At 59.7% G+C, this 18,101-nt stretch carries 16 protein-coding genes; 1 reads left to right on the top strand and 15 read right to left on the bottom strand.

Going from position 1 to position 18,101, the window contains the following annotated elements:
* The first annotated feature begins 172 nt into the window (after positions 1-172).
* The gene (locus tag RYB66_RS12665; protein WP_005745012.1) at positions 173-628 is read left to right on the top strand and encodes a DUF721 domain-containing protein; all 456 of its coding nucleotides are present in this window, start codon (positions 173-175) and stop codon (positions 626-628) included.
* 117 nt (positions 629-745) lie between these two features.
* On the opposite strand, the gene lpxC is transcribed toward RYB66_RS12665, so the two are convergent.
* The 15 genes from lpxC to rsmH form a co-directional block, all read right to left on the bottom strand.
* Positions 746-1,657: a UDP-3-O-acyl-N-acetylglucosamine deacetylase gene (gene lpxC, locus RYB66_RS12660; RefSeq protein ID WP_002555040.1), complete on the bottom strand. Its 912-nt coding sequence runs from the start codon at positions 1,655-1,657 to the stop codon at positions 746-748.
* Positions 1,658-1,769: 112 nt separating this feature from the next.
* Positions 1,770-2,957: a cell division protein FtsZ gene (gene ftsZ, locus RYB66_RS12655; protein WP_002555041.1), complete on the bottom strand. Its 1,188-nt coding sequence runs from the start codon at positions 2,955-2,957 to the stop codon at positions 1,770-1,772.
* A gap of 100 nt (positions 2,958-3,057) precedes the next feature.
* Positions 3,058-4,314, bottom strand: a complete 1,257-nt coding sequence (gene ftsA / locus RYB66_RS12650; RefSeq protein ID WP_002555042.1) for a cell division protein FtsA — start codon at positions 4,312-4,314, stop codon at positions 3,058-3,060.
* 14 nt (positions 4,315-4,328) lie between these two features.
* The gene (locus tag RYB66_RS12645; RefSeq protein ID WP_004666180.1) at positions 4,329-5,198 is read right to left on the bottom strand and encodes a cell division protein FtsQ/DivIB; all 870 of its coding nucleotides are present in this window, start codon (positions 5,196-5,198) and stop codon (positions 4,329-4,331) included.
* Positions 5,199-5,201: 3 nt separating this feature from the next.
* A complete protein-coding gene (locus RYB66_RS12640; RefSeq protein WP_005780970.1) occupies positions 5,202-6,161 on the bottom strand; it encodes a D-alanine--D-alanine ligase in 960 nt (319 codons plus the stop codon).
* On the bottom strand, positions 6,158-7,618 hold the full coding sequence (murC, locus tag RYB66_RS12635; protein ID WP_005745009.1) for a UDP-N-acetylmuramate--L-alanine ligase: 1,461 nt from the start codon (positions 7,616-7,618) through the stop codon (positions 6,158-6,160). The genes RYB66_RS12640 and murC overlap by 4 nt, the downstream gene beginning before the upstream one ends.
* Positions 7,611-8,681 carry an undecaprenyldiphospho-muramoylpentapeptide beta-N-acetylglucosaminyltransferase gene (murG, locus tag RYB66_RS12630; protein ID WP_004666182.1) on the bottom strand — a complete coding sequence of 357 codons (1,071 nt, stop codon included), beginning with the start codon at positions 8,679-8,681 and terminating at the stop codon, positions 7,611-7,613. The genes murC and murG overlap by 8 nt, the downstream gene beginning before the upstream one ends.
* On the bottom strand, positions 8,671-9,885 hold the full coding sequence (ftsW, locus tag RYB66_RS12625; protein WP_002555047.1) for a putative lipid II flippase FtsW: 1,215 nt from the start codon (positions 9,883-9,885) through the stop codon (positions 8,671-8,673). Before ftsW ends, murG begins: the two co-directional genes overlap by 11 nt.
* Positions 9,882-11,228, bottom strand: coding sequence for a UDP-N-acetylmuramoyl-L-alanine--D-glutamate ligase (gene murD, locus RYB66_RS12620; RefSeq protein WP_005745007.1), 1,347 nt, complete (start codon positions 11,226-11,228; stop codon positions 9,882-9,884). The genes ftsW and murD overlap by 4 nt, the downstream gene beginning before the upstream one ends.
* Before the next feature lie 5 nt (positions 11,229-11,233).
* Positions 11,234-12,316 (bottom strand): phospho-N-acetylmuramoyl-pentapeptide-transferase, encoded by a 1,083-nt coding sequence (mraY, locus tag RYB66_RS12615; protein ID WP_002555049.1) that lies wholly within the window; start codon positions 12,314-12,316, stop codon positions 11,234-11,236.
* The gene (locus RYB66_RS12610; RefSeq protein ID WP_005745005.1) at positions 12,316-13,686 is read right to left on the bottom strand and encodes a UDP-N-acetylmuramoyl-tripeptide--D-alanyl-D-alanine ligase; all 1,371 of its coding nucleotides are present in this window, start codon (positions 13,684-13,686) and stop codon (positions 12,316-12,318) included. Before RYB66_RS12610 ends, mraY begins: the two co-directional genes overlap by 1 nt.
* Positions 13,683-15,143, bottom strand: coding sequence for a UDP-N-acetylmuramoyl-L-alanyl-D-glutamate--2,6-diaminopimelate ligase (locus tag RYB66_RS12605; protein ID WP_005745004.1), 1,461 nt, complete (start codon positions 15,141-15,143; stop codon positions 13,683-13,685). Before RYB66_RS12605 ends, RYB66_RS12610 begins: the two co-directional genes overlap by 4 nt.
* On the bottom strand, positions 15,143-16,870 hold the full coding sequence (locus RYB66_RS12600; RefSeq protein ID WP_004666184.1) for a peptidoglycan D,D-transpeptidase FtsI family protein: 1,728 nt from the start codon (positions 16,868-16,870) through the stop codon (positions 15,143-15,145). The genes RYB66_RS12605 and RYB66_RS12600 overlap by 1 nt, the downstream gene beginning before the upstream one ends.
* Positions 16,870-17,163, bottom strand: a complete 294-nt coding sequence (gene ftsL, locus RYB66_RS12595; protein ID WP_002555053.1) for a cell division protein FtsL — start codon at positions 17,161-17,163, stop codon at positions 16,870-16,872. Before ftsL ends, RYB66_RS12600 begins: the two co-directional genes overlap by 1 nt.
* A complete protein-coding gene (gene rsmH, locus RYB66_RS12590) occupies positions 17,160-18,101 on the bottom strand; it encodes a 16S rRNA (cytosine(1402)-N(4))-methyltransferase RsmH (protein ID WP_002555054.1) in 942 nt (313 codons plus the stop codon). The genes ftsL and rsmH overlap by 4 nt, the downstream gene beginning before the upstream one ends.

Below are 18,101 nucleotides of genomic sequence, written 5' to 3'. Positions count from 1 at the left end.
GGCACAGCGCTGTTATGGGGCAGGTTTACAATGGGGCCAATTTCAAGCACTTCAACCCATAATCCGGGGAAGTTACTCATTGATTTGCATATGAAAGCACGGAAATGCCCTGAAAAGCAGCCGTTAGAACGCTTTCTGTTAAGATGTTCATCTTGTTACCAGGCACTCCACCATGGCCTTTCGTCCTCTGAACGCCCGCCCGCCCGCGGTTCTGCTGCGTGAAGCCAAGCCTCTGAAGGCTATCTTTCGTCACGCCGAACGCCTTAGCCATTTGCAGCGCCTGCTCGAAAGTCAGCTGCAACCAGCCGCGCGCGAGCATTGTCGTGTGGCCTCGTGGCGCGAAGGCACCTTGTTGCTGATCGTGACGGATGGTCACTGGGCCACGCGCCTGCGCTATCAGCAGAAGCGCCTGCACCGGCAACTGATGGCCTTCGACGAATTCATCAACCTGATGCGCATTGTCTTCAGGGTGCAGCCACCTGAAGCCCCGCGCGGAGCGGCCACGCACACCATCGACCTGTCTTCGATTGCCGCCGAGAACATTCAGGCCACCGCCGAGGGCATCACTGATCCCAAGCTGCGGGCAGCGCTTGAGCGGCTGGCCAGCCATGCCAAGGACAAGAAATAACGTCTGAGTGATTTTCGCCCGATCCTCTGCGCAACTGGCTTTGCCCAATGAAGCGGATAAAAAAAGGCCACCCGAGGGCAGCCTTTAAAGAACAAAAGGAAAGAGAGTAAAGCTTGCCTACACGGCCGCGACAGGGCGCATGTAGGAAATAGGTGCCGTACTGGCATCCTCGAAAGTCACCACTTCCCAAGCGTCTTTCTGCTCGATCAACGTGCGCAGGAGACGATTGTTCAGTGCATGCCCCGATTTGAAGCCACGGAACTCACCGATCAGGCTATTGCCTAGCAGGTAAAGGTCACCGATGGCGTCGAGGATTTTGTGTTTGACGAATTCGTCCTCGTAACGCAGGCCGTCTTCGTTCAGTACGCCGTCCTTGTCGACCACGATGGCGTTTTCCACACTGCCGCCGAGTGCGAGGTTGTGCTTGCGCAGGTACTCGATGTCACTCATGAACCCGAAGGTCCGGGCACGGCTGACTTCCTTCACGAAGGAAGTGCTGGAAAAGTCCACGCTTGCACTCTGGGTGCGATCACGGAAGACGGGGTGATCGAAATCGATCTCGAAACTGACCTTGAACCCTTCGAAAGGCACGAAAGTAGCGCGTTTACCGCCCTCCTCCACTGTGACTTCACGCAGGATGCGGATGAATTTCTTCGGCGCGTCCTGTTCTTCCAGGCCAGCCGATTGAATCAGGAATACGAAAGGGCCTGCGCTGCCGTCCATGATAGGAACTTCGGAGGCAGAGAGCTCGACGTAGGCGTTATCGATGCCAAGGCCAGCCATGGCCGAGAGCAGGTGTTCTACCGTGTCAACTTTGACATCACCATTGACCAGAGTGGTCGACAGAGTGGTGTCGCCGACGTTTTCCGCACGCGCAGGGATCTGCACGACGGGGTCAAGGTCAGCTCGGCAAAACACAATGCCGGTATTCACAGGTGCGGGCTTGAGGGTCAGGTAAACCTTCTCCCCGGAGTGCAGGCCTACACCTGTGGCACGGATAATATTTTTCAGGGTGCGTTGTTTAATCATGGCATGGGCCGCTTCAGCGCAAGTTGCGAACTGGTATCAACAAAGGCTGGCGATGATAGCAGACCATGCCTTTGCTGAACACCAATCACCCTAATACCCCTGATACATTTCATCAATCGGCCTGACGACGCAGGAAAGCCGGGATATCCAGGTAATCCAGATCATCGTTAGGGTTCATCTTCGCCGCTGCCGTAGCGCCTGCGTGTGCCTGATTGCGCATCACGGTAGGACGGTCCAGATCGCGGTAGTTGACCGAAGGTGCTTCCTGGCGCGACGCCTGCTGGGCAGGAGCCTGCTGGGTGGTCTGCAGCGTGTTGTCGATGACCTTGACCGGCTTCTCGATTTTCGCGCCCAGGCCGGTGGCAACCACAGTCACGTGCAACTCGTCACGCATGTCCGGATCGATAACCGTACCGACCTTGACCATCGCGTGCTCGGAAGCGAACGCTTCGATGATGCTACCCACGTCCGAGTACTCACCCAGCGACAGGTCAGGACCGGCAGTGATGTTGACCAGGATGCCGCGAGCGCCCTGCAGGTTGACGTCTTCGAGCAACGGGTTGCGAATGGCCGCTTCGGTGGCTTCACGCGCACGGTTAGGACCGCTGGCGCAGCCAGTACCCATCATCGCCATGCCCATTTCGCTCATCACGGTACGGACGTCGGCGAAGTCGACGTTGATCATGCCCGGACGCTTGATGATGTCGGAGATACCGCGAACGGCACCGGCCAGTACATCGTCAGCCTTGGCGAAAGCCGACAGCAGGCTGGCGTCCTTGCCCAGGATGGTCAGCAGCTTCTCGTTGGGGATGGTGATCAACGAGTCGACGCTTTCGGACAGCATGCGGATGCCTTCATCGGCGATCTGCATACGCTTGCGACCTTCGAACGGGAACGGACGGGTCACGACTGCGACCGTCAGAATGCCCATTTCCTTGGCCACTTCAGCAATGATCGGTGCTGCACCGGTACCGGTACCGCCGCCCATGCCAGTGGTGATGAAAACCATGTTGGTGCCCTGCAGAACTTCTGCAATGCGCTCACGATCTTCCAGTGCGGCCTGACGACCGACTTCAGGGTTGGCGCCAGCGCCAAGGCCTTTGGTCACGCCGGTGCCCAGTTGCAGAATGGTCCGCGCGCCAATGTTTTTCAGCGCTTGAGCATCTGTGTTGGCGCAGATGAATTCCACGCCTTCGATGTTGCTCTTGACCATGTGATTGACAGCGTTTCCGCCACCACCGCCTACACCGATAACTTTGATAACCGGGCTTTGCGGGACGTTGTCTACGAGTTCGAACATTTCTCTCTCCTTCCGCTTTCTAGTTAGTTTTGCCTACTGCCTGCCGATATTGCTTTTGAAGCCCTGAATCTGAAGCTGTGAAACTTTTAAACGTTGAAACTTAGAAATTGCCCTGCACCCAACGCTTGATACGCTCAAGCACCGGTGCCTTGGTTTCGTCGCTGTAACTGCTGTTGCCGACCATCCCGGACAGTGAAATGCCGTCCGACTGTTTTTGCAGCCCGTACATCAACAGGCCTACGCCGGTCGAGTAGATAGGGTTGCGCACGACATCAGCGAGCCCTTTGACGCTGTGCGGCACGCCAAGGCGCACCGGCATGTGGAAGATTTCCTCGGCCAGTTCGACCGCACCTTCCATTTTCGCTGTGCCCCCGGTCAGCACGATGCCAGCCGGGATCAGGTCTTCGTAACCGCTGCGGCGCAGCTCGGCCTGGATCAGGGTGAACAGCTCGTCATAACGAGGCTCTACCACTTCGGCCAGGGCCTGACGCGACAGCTCGCGAGGTGGACGGTCGCCCACACTCGGTACTTTGATGGTTTCACCGGCACCGGCCAGTTTGGCCAGGGCGCATGCGTAGCGAATCTTGATTTCTTCGGCGTACTGGGTCGGGGTACGCAACGCCATGGCGATGTCGTTGGTGACCTGATCGCCCGCAATCGGGATAACCGCCGTGTGACGAATGGCGCCTTCGGTGAAGATCGCGATGTCGGTCGTACCGCCACCGATATCCACCAGGCACACGCCCAGCTCTTTTTCGTCATCGGTTAGTACGGAATACGCCGACGCCAGTTGTTCCAGAATGATGTCATCGACTTCCAGACCGCAGCGACGCACGCACTTCTCGATGTTCTGCGCGGCATTCACTGCGCAGGTCACGACGTGAACTTTGGCTTCCAGACGTACACCGGACATGCCCAAAGGCTCACGCACGCCTTCCTGGTTATCGATCACGTAATCCTGAGGAAGGGTGTGCAGCACGCGCTGGTCGGCAGGAATGGCCACCGCCTGAGCAGCATCGAGCACACGCTCCAGGTCTGCAGAACTGACTTCGCGATCACGAATCGCCACGATGCCGTGCGAATTCAGGCTGCGAATGTGGCTGCCTGCAACGCCGACAAATGCCGAGTGAATACGGCAACCCGCCATCAGCTGCGCTTCTTCGATTGCACGCTGGATCGACTGCACAGTCGACTCGATATTCACTACCACGCCCTTCTTCAGGCCGCGGGAGGGATGGGTACCGATACCCACGATTTCCAGCGAGCCATCGGCCGCGACTTCGCCTACCAGTGCCACCACCTTGGAGGTACCGATATCCAGCCCGACGATCATTTTGCCGCTTTGCACGTTTGCCATGGTCCTGCCTCTTATCAATTCTTCGCGACGGCGGGTTTATCCGTCGTTGCCGCTGCCTGTTCGCGCCAACCGACCGCAAGGCCGTTGGAGTAACGCAAGTCGACGCGCGCGATATTCGTGATTTGTTCTTTCAGCGTTTTGTCGTAAATCGCGATGAAACGGCGCATTTTTTCGACGAGATGGTCGCGTCCAAGCAACAATTCGATTCCCGGGCCAGCACTACCGGCGCCTGTCGTCAGGAACCAGCTGCCGCGCTCGCGCAGCTCCAGGCGCACGATGGAGAAGCCCAGCGGGCGCAACATCTGACTCAACACCTGATACTGCTGCATCACCTGCTGCTGGGCCCGCTGCGGGCCGAACAACTGGGGAAGATGTTCGTAATTGGACAGTTCACGCGGCGTGAAAGCCTGCCCCTGGTTATTCAACAGCGCTTCATCACCCCAACGGGCAACCGGCAACTGCTCTTCAAGACGAATCACAACCTGATCCGGCCATACACGACGAACTTCGGCGTGGGCGATCCAGGGCATCTGCTCAAGCTCGGTGCGCATGCCGGTCAGATCGATCTTGAAAAAGCTCGACGCCACATAAGGCGCAATCCGCTGTTGCACAGCCTGCTGGCTGATGTAACTCAAATCGCCCTGCACATTGATGCGGGTAATCGGGCGGTCGGCGTACGGCAGCAGACGTTGTGCGGCCTCATAGGTGCCGAAGCCCAGAACCACCAGCAACACAGGCCAGAGCAGACGCTTCAGAACACTGAAGTTAGCCTTGGGCAGGCGCGCCGACAGAGGCTCCTTGGCCACCATTCGGCTGGCGCCACGCGGCACCGGCTTGTTGCGGCCGGGTGCAGGTGGCTGAGGACGTGCCGACGCGCCGTACATGCCTTACCCTCTCGCCTGAACACTGTCGGCCAGAATCGCCAACACCAGTTGTTGAAAATCCAGACCTGCAGCACGCGCAGCCATTGGCACCAGACTGTGATCGGTCATGCCGGGCACGGTATTCACTTCCAGTAACCAGAACTTGCCTTGTGCGTCCTGCATGACATCCGTGCGCGCCCACCCTGCAATACCGATGGCGTCGCAAGCGCGTGCTGCAAGTTGTTTGAGTTCCTGTTCCTGCGCATCGCCAAGCCCGCAAGGGATCCGGTACTGAGTATCGGACGCCAGGTACTTGGCATCGTAATCATAAAAACTGTGAGGAGTGCCCAGGCCAATGGGAGGCAACACCTGGCCACGCAGAGACGCCACAGTGAACTCAGGTCCCTGAATCCACTGTTCGACTAATACTTGCGAATCGTAGGTACTGGCGGATTTCCAGGCGGCGATCAATTCATCGACGCTGTTCACCTTTGCCATACCGATACTTGAACCTTCATGGGCCGGTTTGACGATCAAAGGGAAGCCCAGTTCCGTCGCTGCGCAAATACAATCGCTCTCGTTTCCAAGAACAGCATGCAAGGGCGTTGCAAGGCCGAGACTCTGCCAGACCTGCTTGGTGCGCAACTTGTCCATCGCCAGCGCGGAAGCCAGTACACCACTACCGGTATAAGGGATTTCCAGGCATTCCAACAGGCCTTGCATGGTGCCGTCTTCGCCGCCTCGCCCGTGCAGAACGATGAAGGCACGGTCGATCTTTTCACTGACCAGTCGCTGCAGGAAGTCATCGCCCACATCAATGCCGAACGCATCCACGCCAGCATCGAGCAGTGCCTTGAGCACGGCATTACCCGAGTTCAGGGAGACTGCACGCTCGGCACTCTTGCCACCAAAGAGCACGGCGACACGACCGAAGCTTTTCGGCTCGAGTGTCGAGCGCAGGGAAGACAGGGTGACGGCTGTCATTTCAGCTTCCCTTCGGTAGGGGCCGCTTTGGCGCCAGCGAACAGCGGGCTTTTCAGTAGTTGTGGAGCAAGACCGCCGATATCGCCAGCGCCCTGGCACAGCAGAATGTCGCCAGCGCGCAGCAGCGGCTTGACCAGCGGTGCCAGCTCGACGCCGCGCTCGATGTAGATCGGGTCCAGCTGACCGCGCTGACGAATGCTGTGGCACAGATTGCGGCTGTCGGCGCCGGGAATAGGCTCTTCACCCGCCGGGTAGACTTCCATCAGCAGCAACACATTGGCGTCGGCCAGAACCTGTACGAAATCGTCGTACAGGTCACGGGTGCGGCTGAAGCGGTGCGGCTGGTAGACCATCACCAGACGACGATCCGGCCAGCCGCCACGTACGGCGCTGATCACAGCAGCCACTTCGCGCGGATGGTGACCGTAGTCATCGACCAGCATCACATTACCGCCTTCGACCGGCAGCTCGCCGTACACCTGGAAGCGACGACCGACGCCCTGGAACCCCGAAAGGCCCTGCACGATCGCCTCATCGCTGACACCTTCGTCGGTAGCGATAGCGATGGTCGCCAGCGAGTTGAGTACGTTGTGATTGCCGGGCATGTTCACCGACACATCCAGCGGCTCGCGGTCGCGGCGCAGTACGGTAAAGAATGTCAGCATGCCGTCCTGACGCACGTTGATCGCACGTATGTCGGCAGACTCGCTGAAGCCGTAGGTCAACGTCGGGCGCTTGACCTGCGGGAGAATTTCACGCACTACCGGATCGTCGATGCACATCACCGCCAGGCCATAGAACGGCAGGTTATGCAGGAACTCGACAAAGGTCTTCTTCAGTTTGTTGAAGTCGCCTTCGTAGGTCGCCATGTGATCGGCGTCGATATTGGTGACCACCGCCACAAGAGGCTGAAGGTGCAGGAAGCTGGCGTCGCTTTCATCGGCTTCGGCGATCAGGTAACGGCTGGTGCCCAGCTGGGCGTTGGTGCCCGCGGCGTTCAAACGGCCGCCAATCACAAAGGTAGGGTCCAGGCCACCAGCAGCGAACACCGAAGCGATCAGGCTGGTGGTGGTGGTCTTGCCATGCGTACCGGCGACAGCGATGCCGTGGCGATAGCGCATCAGTTCGGCGAGCATCTCGGCACGAGGCACGACTGGAATACGGCGTTCCAGCGCGGTAGCCACTTCCGGGTTGGAAGTGTTCACGGCACTGGACACCACCAGTACGTCGGCACCCACAGTGTTCTCGGCACGATGGCCGACAAAAATCTGCGCGCCGAACGATTCCAGACGCTCGGTCACGGCCGAGCCCTTGAGGTCGGAGCCCGAGACTTCGTAGCCCAGGTTCAACAATACTTCGGCAATCCCGCACATACCGACGCCGCCGATACCGACGAAGTGGATGCGACGGATACGGCGCATTTCAGGTTGTGGCATGGCGCGTTGATTCTCAACCATGGGCCACCTCCACGCAGACGTTGACGACGGTGTTGGTTGCATCAGGCTTGGCCAGGCTACGTGCAGTGCGGGCCATGCTGTTCAATTGTTCGGGTTGCATCAAAACCTCTTTCAGGCGTGCTGCCATCTCGGCGGCGCCAGTTGTCGCTTGCGGCATGACGAAGGCTGCGCCTTCGCGAGCCAGATAGTCAGCGTTACGTGACTGATGGTCATCAATCGCGTGGGGCAGCGGTATCAGCAACGACGGCAGACCGGCGGCGGCCAGTTCGCTGATGGTCAATGCGCCTGCGCGGCAGACCACCAGATCGGCCCAGCTATAGGCTTGGGCCATGTTCTGGATAAACGGCGCAACCTGCGCCTCGACGCCCACGTTGCGATAACGCTCGGCGGTGACTGCGTCGTGATTCTTGCCCGACTGATGAAACACTTCGGGCTGGATGTCCTGAGGCAACCGGGCCAGTGCCTCGGGCAGCAATTTGTTCAATGGCTCCGCGCCCAGGCTGCCGCCCAGTACCAGCAGACGCGCCTTGCGTCCGGCCAGCGCCTGACGCGGTGTTTCCAGAAACAGCTCGACACGCACCGGATTGCCGGTGGTGCGGCGTTTGGACGAGGCCGCAAAGGTGTTCGGGAACGCCTCGCACACGCGGCTGGCGAACGACGCCAGGCTGCGATTGGCTGTACCGGCGACGGCATTCTGCTCGTGAATGATCAACGGTACGCCTGCCAGCTTCGCCGCCAGACCGCCAGGGCCGGTGACATAGCCACCGAAGCCAACCACGCAGACCGGCTTCACCTGACGGACAACCTTGCGCGCCTGCATCAGGGCCTTGAGCAACATGAACGGCGCCTTGAGCAGCGACAGCCGGCCTTTGCCACGCAGCCCGGTGACATTGATAAGGTGCAGCGTCAAACCGGCCTGCGGGACCAGTTCGTTTTCGATTCCGCGTGGCGTGCCCAGCCAGTGGACCTTGTAGCCACGAGCCTGAAACTCGCGTGCACAAGCCAGCGCCGGGAATACATGCCCGCCGGTGCCGCCAGCCATGATCAGCACATTAGCGTCCATGGGGCGTCTCCTCGGCGAAGTCGCTTTCCTTGAACTCGGCTTCTTCACTGCCCATGTTGTTGCGCGATTCCCACTCGATGCGCAGCAGCAGGCCAAGACTCGCGCAGCAGATCACCAGCGAGCTGCCGCCGTAGCTGAGGAATGGCAGAGTCAGTCCCTTGGTTGGCAGCAGACCGACGTTCACACCGATATTGATCAGGAACTGGCCGATCCACAGGAACGACAGACCGTAGGCCACATAGGCACCGAAGAACTGCTTGGCACGTTCGGCCCACATGCCGATGTACATGCCGCGAATACTGACAAACAGAAACAGTGCGACGGTGATCAGCGAACCGACGACGCCCAGCTCTTCTGCAAGCACCGAGAACACGAAGTCGGTGTGCGCTTCCGGCAGATAGAACTGCTTCTGCACACTGTTGCCCAGCCCGACGCCGAACCATTCGCCACGACCGAAGGCGATCAGCGCCTGGGTCAATTGATAACCGGAACCGAACTGGTCGGCCCACGGGTCGGTAAAGTTGGTCAGACGCGCCATCCGGTAAGGCTGTGCCTGGACCAGAACAACGACCGACGCCACAGCCAGAACCACCATCAGCGAGAAGCGGAATAGGCCGACACCACCGAGAAACAGCATGGCTGCGGCCGAGCCCATCATTACTACGGTCGCACCGAAGTCAGGCTCCATCAACAGCAGACCTGCCATCGGCAACAGCACAATGAACGGCTTGAAAAAGCCCATCCAGCTTTCGCGAACTTCCTGCTGCTGACGGATCAGGTAGCCGGCAAGGAAGATCACAACGAATACCTTGGCGATTTCCGACGGCTGCACGTTGAACGCGCCGAAACCGATCCAGCGCATCGAACCGTTTACCTCGCGCCCGATTCCCGGCACCAGTACCAGCAGCAACAGGCCGAACGCGCCAAGCAGCATCATCCAGCCCAGGCGTTGCCAGGTGGCGACCGGAATCATCATGGTCACGCCGCAGGCACCCAGACCGATCAGCAGATAAACCAGGTGACGGGTCATCATGTACAGCGTGTTACCGGACTGTACGGCGGCAACTTCCGACGAGGCGGAAGTAATCATTACCAGCCCAAGGCCCAGCAGCGCCAGGCAGCCGACCAGCATCGGGAAGTCGAGGTCAATGCCGCGCCCGCTGATCAGTGGCGATGGATAAGGCTTGATCACACCGAAGATCATGACAAGCACTCCACTGCCTGCGCGAACACACGTCCGCGCTCTTCATAATTCTTGAACATGTCCAGGCTGGCGCATGCAGGCGAAAGCAGTACCGCATCGCCACGCTGAGCCAGTCGGGCACTTTGCTCGACAGCGGCTTGCACGGTCTCGACACGAACCAGCGTAACGGCGTCGCCCAATGCCTGAGCAATCAGCTCGGCGTCGCGGCCCAGTAACACCGCAGCGCGGCAATGCTCAGCGACTGGCGCACGCAATGCGCTGAAGTCAGCGCCTTTGCCATCGCCACCAGCGATCAGCACCAGCTTGCCGTCGATATCCGAACCCAGGCCTTCGATGGCAGCCAGTGCGGCACCAACGTTGGTGGCCTTGGAGTCGTTGTAGTAATGAACGCCGTCATGCTCACGCAGCCACTGGCAGCGATGCTCCAGCCCGGTGAATTCGCGCAGGCTGGCGAGCATCGCATCGAACGGCAGGCCGACCGCATGCCCAAGCGCCAATGCAGCAAGGGCGTTGGCCTGATTGTGAGCACCACGAACTTTCAGCTCACGTACCGGCATCAGGTTTTCGAACTGGAACGCCAGGTATTTTTCGCCGTTTTCTTCACGCAGACCAAAGCCGTGGAAATCAGGCTTGTTGAGACCAAACGTCCAGCAAGGCAGGCCTTCACCGATCAGCGGACGGGACAGCGCATCCTGACGATTGACCACCACTTGCCGCGCGCCACGGAAAATCCGGTGCTTGGCCAGGTGATAAGCCGGCAGGCCGCTGTAGCGGTCCATATGGTCTTCGCTGATGTTCAGCACGGTTGCCACTTCAGCGTTGAGCTGGTCGGTGGTTTCGAGCTGAAAGCTGGACAGCTCCATTACGTACAGTTCGACATCGTCGCTGAGCAGGTCCAGCGCCGGAGTGCCAAGGTTGCCCCCAACCGCAACGCGTTTTCCGGCAGCGACGGCCATTTCTCCCACCAGCGTTGTCACCGTGCTTTTCGCATTCGAACCGGTAATGGCAATGACCGGCGCCTTCGCGTAACGCGCGAACAGCTCGATGTCACCGGACAGCTTGACGCCGCGCGCGTGCGCCTGCTGCAAGGCCGGCGTGGCAAGCGCCAGACCGGGGCTGACGTACAACTCGTCGGCACGGCAGAGGAAATCCACGTCCAGCTCGCCACAACGCACTTCCACCTGCGGATAGTCACGACGCAAGGTCGCCAGCTCAGGAGGATTCTCCCGCGTGTCGGCCACGGCAAAGGACACGCCCCGGTTCGCCAGGAAGCGAACCAGGGACATGCCACTTTTGCCAAGCCCCACAACAATGCGGAAGCGGTCGGAAACGATCAGGGACACTCGTTCTACCTCAGTTTCAGTGTGGCAAGGCCAATGAGCACCAGAATCACGGTGATGATCCAGAAACGGACGATCACGCGCGGCTCAGGCCAGCCTTTGAGTTCAAAGTGGTGGTGAATCGGCGCCATGCGGAACACGCGGCGACCGGTGAGTTTGAAAGACGCAACCTGAATGACCACTGAAAGGGTTTCCATCACGAACACGCCGCCCATGATGAACAGGACAATTTCCTGACGCACGATCACAGCCATGGTGCCCAGTGCAGCGCCCAGCGCCAGCGCACCGACGTCGCCCATGAATACCTGCGCCGGATAGGTGTTGAACCAGAGAAACCCGAGCCCCGCACCAATCAGCGCACCAGAGAAGACAATCAGCTCGCCGGCCCCCGGTACGTAGGGAATCAGCAGGTATTCAGCAAACTTCACGTTACCCGACAGGTAGCAGAAGATGCCCAGCGCACCGCCGACCATCACCGTCGGCATGATCGCCAGACCGTCCAGGCCGTCAGTCAGGTTGACTGCGTTACTGGAGCCGACGATCACGAAATAGGTCAGCACGATGAAACCGATACCCAACGGAATGCGCACATCCTTGAGCATCGGCACGATCAGCGTGGTTTCGGTAGCCGACGGTGCAGTCGTATAAAGGAAGATCGCTGCACAGAGGCCGAATACCGACTGCCAGAAATACTTCCAGCGGCTCGGCAGGCCACGCGAGTTCTTTTCGATCACTTTGCGGTAGTCATCGACCCAGCCGATGGCTCCGAACAGCAGTGTCACCAGCAACACAACCCAAACGTAACGATTGCTCAGGTCAGCCCACAACAGCGTACTGATACCGATGGAAGAGAGGATCAGCGCGCCGCCCATGGTCGGCGTACCCGATTTGGACAAGTGCGACTGCGGGCCGTCGTTGCGGACAGACTGGCCGATCTGGCGCATCTGCAAGGTACGAATCATCCAGGGGCCCAGGCACAGCGACAGTGTCAGCGCAGTGAGCACACCAAGGATCCCGCGCAAGGACAGGTACTGAAAGACCGCGAAGCCTTTGTAGAACTGTTGTAAGAACTCGGCCAACAGCAGCAGCATTAATGTTTCTCCAGGCTAGAACCGCACAAGGCAGCCACGACGTTTTCCATCGCAGCGCTACGCGAGCCCTTGATCAGTAAAGTGGTATTAGGGTCCTGCTCGGCGCCCAGCGCCGCGATCAGCTCTGCCTGACTGGCAAAGTGGTACGCATGTTCACCAAAGGCGCTGACGGCATGAGTCATCAACGGGCCGACGGCATACAGCGCCGAGACCTTGCCAGCGGCATAGGCCCCTACGTCGCGATGGCCTTGTTCGGCCCACTCGCCCAGCTCGCCGATATCGCCCAGCACCAGCACGGTACGACCGCTAAAACCGGTAAGGATGTCGACGGCGGCGTTGATCGAGGCAGGGTTGGCGTTGTAGGTGTCATCAATGACGCGCGTGCCGTTGCTGGCGATTTGCACAACCGCACGGCCCTTGACCGGCTGCACGTTGTTCAGGCCCGCGACAATGCCTTCCAGCGTCACGCCCAGTGCGCAGGCTGCAGCCGCGGCCGCCAGGGCGTTGGTCACGTTATGCGCGCCCAACAGATTCAACTGAACCTGGGCGACGCCGAGCGGGCTGTTGATGGTGAAGCCCGGGCAGCCGCGGGCATCATTACTAAGGTCGCTGGCGTGCAGATCCGCCGCAGGGTCAGCCAGTGCGAAGGTCAGAATGTTGCGATTGCCGGCACGCTTGCGCCAGACGGGGAAAGCCTTGTCCTCCAGATTCAGCACCGCGGTGCCGCTGGCATTGAGTCCTTCCAGAATCTCGCCCTTGGCCTCGACAATTTTGTCCGGTCCGCCAAACTCGCCGACGTGGGCGGTTCCAGCGTTGGTAATGATGGCAACGTGTGGCTTGGTCAGGCTCACGGTGAAGGCAATTTCGCCCACCCGCGATGCACCCAGTTCGATGACCGCCGCACTGTGCTCGGGAGCCAGCTCCAGTAACGTCAATGGCACGCCCAGCTCGTTGTTCAGATTGCCACGAGTGGCCAGCACAGTGCCGCGCGTACGCAGGATGCTCGCGAGCATTTCCTTGACCGTGGTCTTGCCGCTGGAACCGGTCATCGCTGCAACCGGCTTGTCGATGAACGCATTGCGGTTCATTGCGCCCAATTGCGCGAGCGCCTTGCGGGTATCGAGCACGACCAGTTGCGGCAGGCTTGCGCCCTGCACTTCGCGCTCGACCAGAGCACCGACCGCACCTTTGGCAGCCACCTGCTCAAGGTACTCATGGCCGTCGAAGCGCGGCCCGGTCAGGGCCACAAACAGCTGGCCCGGCTGGATACCACGGCTGTCGGTGCTCACACCGTCAAAGCTGCAGTCGCCAGCGACCAGACGGGCGTCAAGCGGCACGACCAGTTCGCTGAATGTCATTGACTTAATCATTCGCAGGCCCCCCACGCAGCAAGCGCCTTGGCAGCTTCTTGCAGGTCAGAGAACGGATGGCGCTGACCGTCGATCTCCTGATAATCCTCATGCCCTTTACCGGCCAGGACTACGACATCATCGGCATTGGCGCTGGCAATCAACTGGGCAATGGCCTGGCCGCGACCTTCGATGAAGCGCACCTTGTCAGCAGCAGCGAAGCCAGGGCGGATATCGTCAAAAATACTGGCTGGCGATTCGGAGCGCGGGTTGTCGTCGGTGACCCACACACCGTCGGCCAGGCGTTCGACCACTTCAGCCATCAGCGGACGCTTGCCGCGATCACGATCACCGCCACAGCCGAACAGGCACAACAGGCGACCTTTGGCGTGCGGGCGCAGTGCTTCGAGGACTTTTTCCAGCGCATCCGGAGTATGCGCATAGTCGACAACCACCAGCGGCTTGTCGGCACCGCCCAGACGCTGCATGCGCCCGACCGGGCCTTCGAGTTTCGGCAACACCTTGAGAATTTCGTCCAGCGCGTAATCCAGGCCCAGCAAAGCGCCGACCGCAGACAGCACGTTGCTCAGGTTGAAGCGACCCAGCAGGCTGCTGCGCAGGAAGTGCTCGCCCTGAGGCGTGACCAGCGTAGCGCGCACGCCATCGTCATCGAATTTCGCATCGCGGCAATACAGGTAGGCCGAGCTGTCCAGCTGGCTATAGGTGATCAACCGCGACTCTTGCTTGATACCGGCCAGTTCACGACCGAAAGCATCATCCAGATTGATTACCCGGCATTTCAGGTTGGACCACGCAAACAGCTTGGCCTTGGCGGCAGCGTACGCTTCCATGGTGCCGTGATAATCCAGGTGATCACGGGACAGATTGGTCAGCACCGCCACATCAAACGCCAGCGCCGTCGCCCGCCCTTGATCCAGCCCATGAGACGACACTTCCATTGCCACTGCGCGCGCACCGGCCTTTTTCAGGTCGGTCAGCGTCGCCTGAACGGCTATCGGGTCGGGCGTGGTATGACGGCCGCTTTGCAACGCGCCGTAGAAGCCTGTGCCCAGCGTGCCGACGATGCCGCAGTGCTGACCCAGTGCATCAAGCGCCTGGGCAACCAATTGAGTGACGCTGGTCTTGCCGTTGGTGCCGGTAACGCCTACCAGATTCAGGCTGCGGCTCGGATCGCCGTAGAAGCGGCCGGCAATATCGGACAACTGCGCGGCGAGCCCCTTGACCGGGATCAGCGGCACGTCAGTGATCGGCAGAACGGTCGAGCCTTCTACTTCGTAAGCCACAGCCGCAGCGCCACGCTTGAGCGCGTCGGCAATATGCGCACGGCCATCGACCTTGATACCCGGAACGGCCAGAAACAGATCACCCGGACGGACATTGCGGCTGTCGAGAGTCAACTCGCGAATCAAGGGGTCGCGGTCGGTGTGAGCGAAAATCTTGCTCAGATTAAAGGCCATCAACCACGCCCTCCTTTGGCTGCCGGTGCTGCATTGACTTGTTCCGGTGGGGCAAGGTTGTCAGGCGTGACGTTCATCAGACGCAACGTACCGGACATGACCTTGCTGAATACCGGAGCCGAAACCAGACCACCGTAGTAACCGCCCTTGCTCGGCTCGTCGATGACCACGACGATGGCATAACGCGGGTTACTCATCGGGCCGAAACCGGCGAACAGGGAGCGGTAGGAGTTCTCCGCATAGCCCTTGGTGCCGATGGACGTCTTACGCGCCGTACCGCTCTTGCCGCCGACATGATAGGACGGCACACGGGCGCGATAAACGCCGCGCGGGTCTTCGATAACCTGCTGCAACATGCCCTGCAGCGTCTTGGCGGTTTTCTCGGGAATGGCCTGGGTCGATTCCGGTTCTTTATCTGTTTTCAGAATGGTCAGTGGCACGATGCGGCCGTTATTGGCCAGCGCGCCATAGGCGTGTACCAATTGCAAAGCGGTAACTGACAGACCGTAGCCATAGGACAGCGTGGCGGTCTCGGCCTTGCGCCACTCGCGATAGTTGGGCAGGTTGCCAACGCGCTCGCCAGGGAAGCCGAGGCCGGTGTACTGACCGAAACCAACGCGTTGCATGGCACGGAAGATCGCTTCGCCGCCCACATCGAACGCGACCTTGCTCATGCCAACGTTACTGGAGTTGATCAGGATGCCGGTCAGATCGAGGATCGGGCCCTCGGTCTTGGTCACGTCACGAATCGTGTACTTACCGATCTGCAGTGTGCCTGGATAAACCTCGACCTTATCGGTGGGCTTCCAGCGGCCACTGTCCAGCGCTGCAGTCATGGAGATCGGTTTCATGGTCGAGCCCGGCTCGAACACGTCAATGATTGCCCGGTTGCGCATGGCAGCAGGCACCATGGTGCGGCGATTGTTCGGGTTATAGGTCGGCTGATTGACCATCGCCAGAACTTCACCGGTCTTGACGTCCATGATCACCATGCTGCCTGCCTTGGCCTCGTTTTCCACGATGGCGTTGCGCAGTTCACGGGTTGCCAGGTATTGCAGACGCAGGTCAATAGACAAAGCCAAGGTCTTTCCGGCCTTGGCATTCTTGGTCACCTGAACATCCTTGATCAGTCGGCCGCGCCGGTCCTTGATAACCTGACGCTTGCCGGGCACTCCCGCAAGCCAGTCGTCATAAGCCAACTCGACACCTTCGCGACCGTGGTCATCAAGGTCGGTAAAACCAACCATGTGCGCGGTAACATCCCCTGCCGGGTAGAAACGGCGGAACTCTTCGATGCCGTAAACGCCAGGGACTTTCAGATCCAGTGCTGCCTGGCCCTGCTCCGGCGTCATGCCACGAACAAGGTAGATAAATTCCTTGGTGGATTGCGATTCCAGGCGATCAGTCAACGCTTTCAGATCCTGCCCGGTAGCCGCTGCGAGCATCGGCCACTTGGACTTGTCCTGCTGCATTTCGCGCGGATTGGCCCACAGCGTCGTCACCGGAGTACTCACGGCAAGCGGCTCGCCGTTGCGGTCGGTGATCAGGCCACGGTGAGCCGGAATCGGAATATGCCGCAGGCTGCGGGCATCGCCCTGCTCCTTGAGAAAGGTGTGGTCGATAACCTGCAGGTCAACGATGCGCCAGCAAATGGCGAGCACAAGGGACACCAGCAGCCCCACGACCACGCGAAAACGCCACGGATAAAGCGCGCCTTCAAGTTTCATCATGGCGCCACCATCCGCACTTCGGCAGCGCTTGGAATGCGCATTTTCAGCTGTTCGGTGGCCAGATTCTCGATGCGGCTGTGTGCAGTCCAGGTGCTCTGTTCAAGGATCAGCCGGCCCCACTCTGCCTGCGCCTTGTCGCGCACGCTCATTTCCGAGTACAGCGAGTTGAGCAGTTGACGATTCCAATGTGCGCTATAGGAAACGCCAATCGCTGAAATCAGGACAGCAATGAACAGCAGCAGCATAATGAAGCTGCCGCCGGGCAAAGGTTTCAGAAACAGACGGCTCACCTGAGCTTCTCCGCTACGCGCATGACAGCGCTGCGCGAACGCGGGTTGGCTTTGGTTTCGGTATCCGAGGCGAATTGAGCCTTGCCGTGAATTTTGATTTTCGGTTCGAACGGTTTGAACTGGATCGGAAGATTGCGTGGCATGTTGTCGGCTTCGCCCTTGGCGAGCTTGCGCATGAACAATTTGACGATACGGTCTTCCAGCGAGTGAAAACTGATGACGACGAGGCGACCACCGACTTCAAGGGCATCCAGTGCAGCTTCAAGACCGGCTTCCAGATCACCCAGCTCGTTGTTCACGTGAATACGCAGCCCTTGAAAGGCTCGCGTTGCAGGATTCTTGCCCTTCTCCCAGGCAGGGTTGGCGACCTTGAGCACTTCTGCCAGATCAGCGGTACGCTCGAAAGGCTGGACTTCACGGCGCGCGACGACGGCATTAGCCATGCGCTTGGCAAACCGCTCTTCGCCGTATTCCTTGAATACGCGGGCAATTTCTTCAGCGGGTGCAGTCGCGATGAACTCGGCAGCGCTCACGCCACGGGTTGGGTCCATGCGCATGTCCAGCGGGCCGTCGTTCATGAAGCTGAAGCCGCGCTCGGGGTCATCCAGCTGCGGGGACGAAACGCCCAGATCCAGCAGAATACCGCTGACCTTGCCCGCCAAACCGCGTTCCTGAGCCTCGGATCCCAATTCGGCAAAGCTGCGCTGCACAATGACAAAGCGGCCGTCTTCGGCCGCTAGCGCTTGCCCTGTGGCAATCGCTTGAGGGTCCTTGTCGAACCCAAGAAGCCGACCATCAGGGCCAAGCTGGCTCAATATCAGACGACTATGCCCGCCACGTCCGAACGTGCCGTCCAGATAGCAGCCATCGGCACGCACCGCGAGAGCCTCCACGGCTTCTTCAAGCAGCACGGTGATGTGGGTAAAGCCGCTGTTCAT

The organism is Pseudomonas syringae group sp. 243L2 (assembly GCF_032587875.1).
Taxonomy (GTDB): domain Bacteria; phylum Pseudomonadota; class Gammaproteobacteria; order Pseudomonadales; family Pseudomonadaceae; genus Aquipseudomonas; species Aquipseudomonas amygdali.
This window is presented reverse-complemented; position numbering and strand designations above follow the sequence as displayed.

Excerpts from the sequence above, each read along its gene's own strand:
- RYB66_RS12665 (WP_005745012.1), top strand. The coding sequence starts at position 173 with ATGGCCTTTCGTCCTCTGAACGCCCGCCCGCCCGCGGTTCTGCTGCGT.
- lpxC (WP_002555040.1), bottom strand. The coding sequence starts at position 1,657 with ATGATTAAACAACGCACCCTGAAAAATATTATCCGTGCCACAGGTGTA.
- ftsZ (WP_002555041.1), bottom strand. The coding sequence starts at position 2,957 with ATGTTCGAACTCGTAGACAACGTCCCGCAAAGCCCGGTTATCAAAGTT.
- ftsA (WP_002555042.1), bottom strand. The coding sequence starts at position 4,314 with ATGGCAAACGTGCAAAGCGGCAAAATGATCGTCGGGCTGGATATCGGT.
- RYB66_RS12645 (WP_004666180.1), bottom strand. The coding sequence starts at position 5,198 with ATGTACGGCGCGTCGGCACGTCCTCAGCCACCTGCACCCGGCCGCAAC.
- RYB66_RS12640 (WP_005780970.1), bottom strand. The coding sequence starts at position 6,161 with ATGACAGCCGTCACCCTGTCTTCCCTGCGCTCGACACTCGAGCCGAAA.
- murC (WP_005745009.1), bottom strand. The coding sequence starts at position 7,618 with ATGGTTGAGAATCAACGCGCCATGCCACAACCTGAAATGCGCCGTATC.
- murG (WP_004666182.1), bottom strand. The coding sequence starts at position 8,681 with ATGGACGCTAATGTGCTGATCATGGCTGGCGGCACCGGCGGGCATGTA.
- ftsW (WP_002555047.1), bottom strand. The coding sequence starts at position 9,885 with ATGATCTTCGGTGTGATCAAGCCTTATCCATCGCCACTGATCAGCGGG.
- mraY (WP_002555049.1), bottom strand. The coding sequence starts at position 12,316 with ATGCTGCTGCTGTTGGCCGAGTTCTTACAACAGTTCTACAAAGGCTTC.
- RYB66_RS12610 (WP_005745005.1), bottom strand. The coding sequence starts at position 13,686 with ATGATTAAGTCAATGACATTCAGCGAACTGGTCGTGCCGCTTGACGCC.
- RYB66_RS12605 (WP_005745004.1), bottom strand. The coding sequence starts at position 15,143 with ATGGCCTTTAATCTGAGCAAGATTTTCGCTCACACCGACCGCGACCCC.
- RYB66_RS12600 (WP_004666184.1), bottom strand. The coding sequence starts at position 16,870 with ATGAAACTTGAAGGCGCGCTTTATCCGTGGCGTTTTCGCGTGGTCGTG.
- rsmH (WP_002555054.1), bottom strand. The coding sequence starts at position 18,101 with ATGAACAGCGGCTTTACCCACATCACCGTGCTGCTTGAAGAAGCCGTG.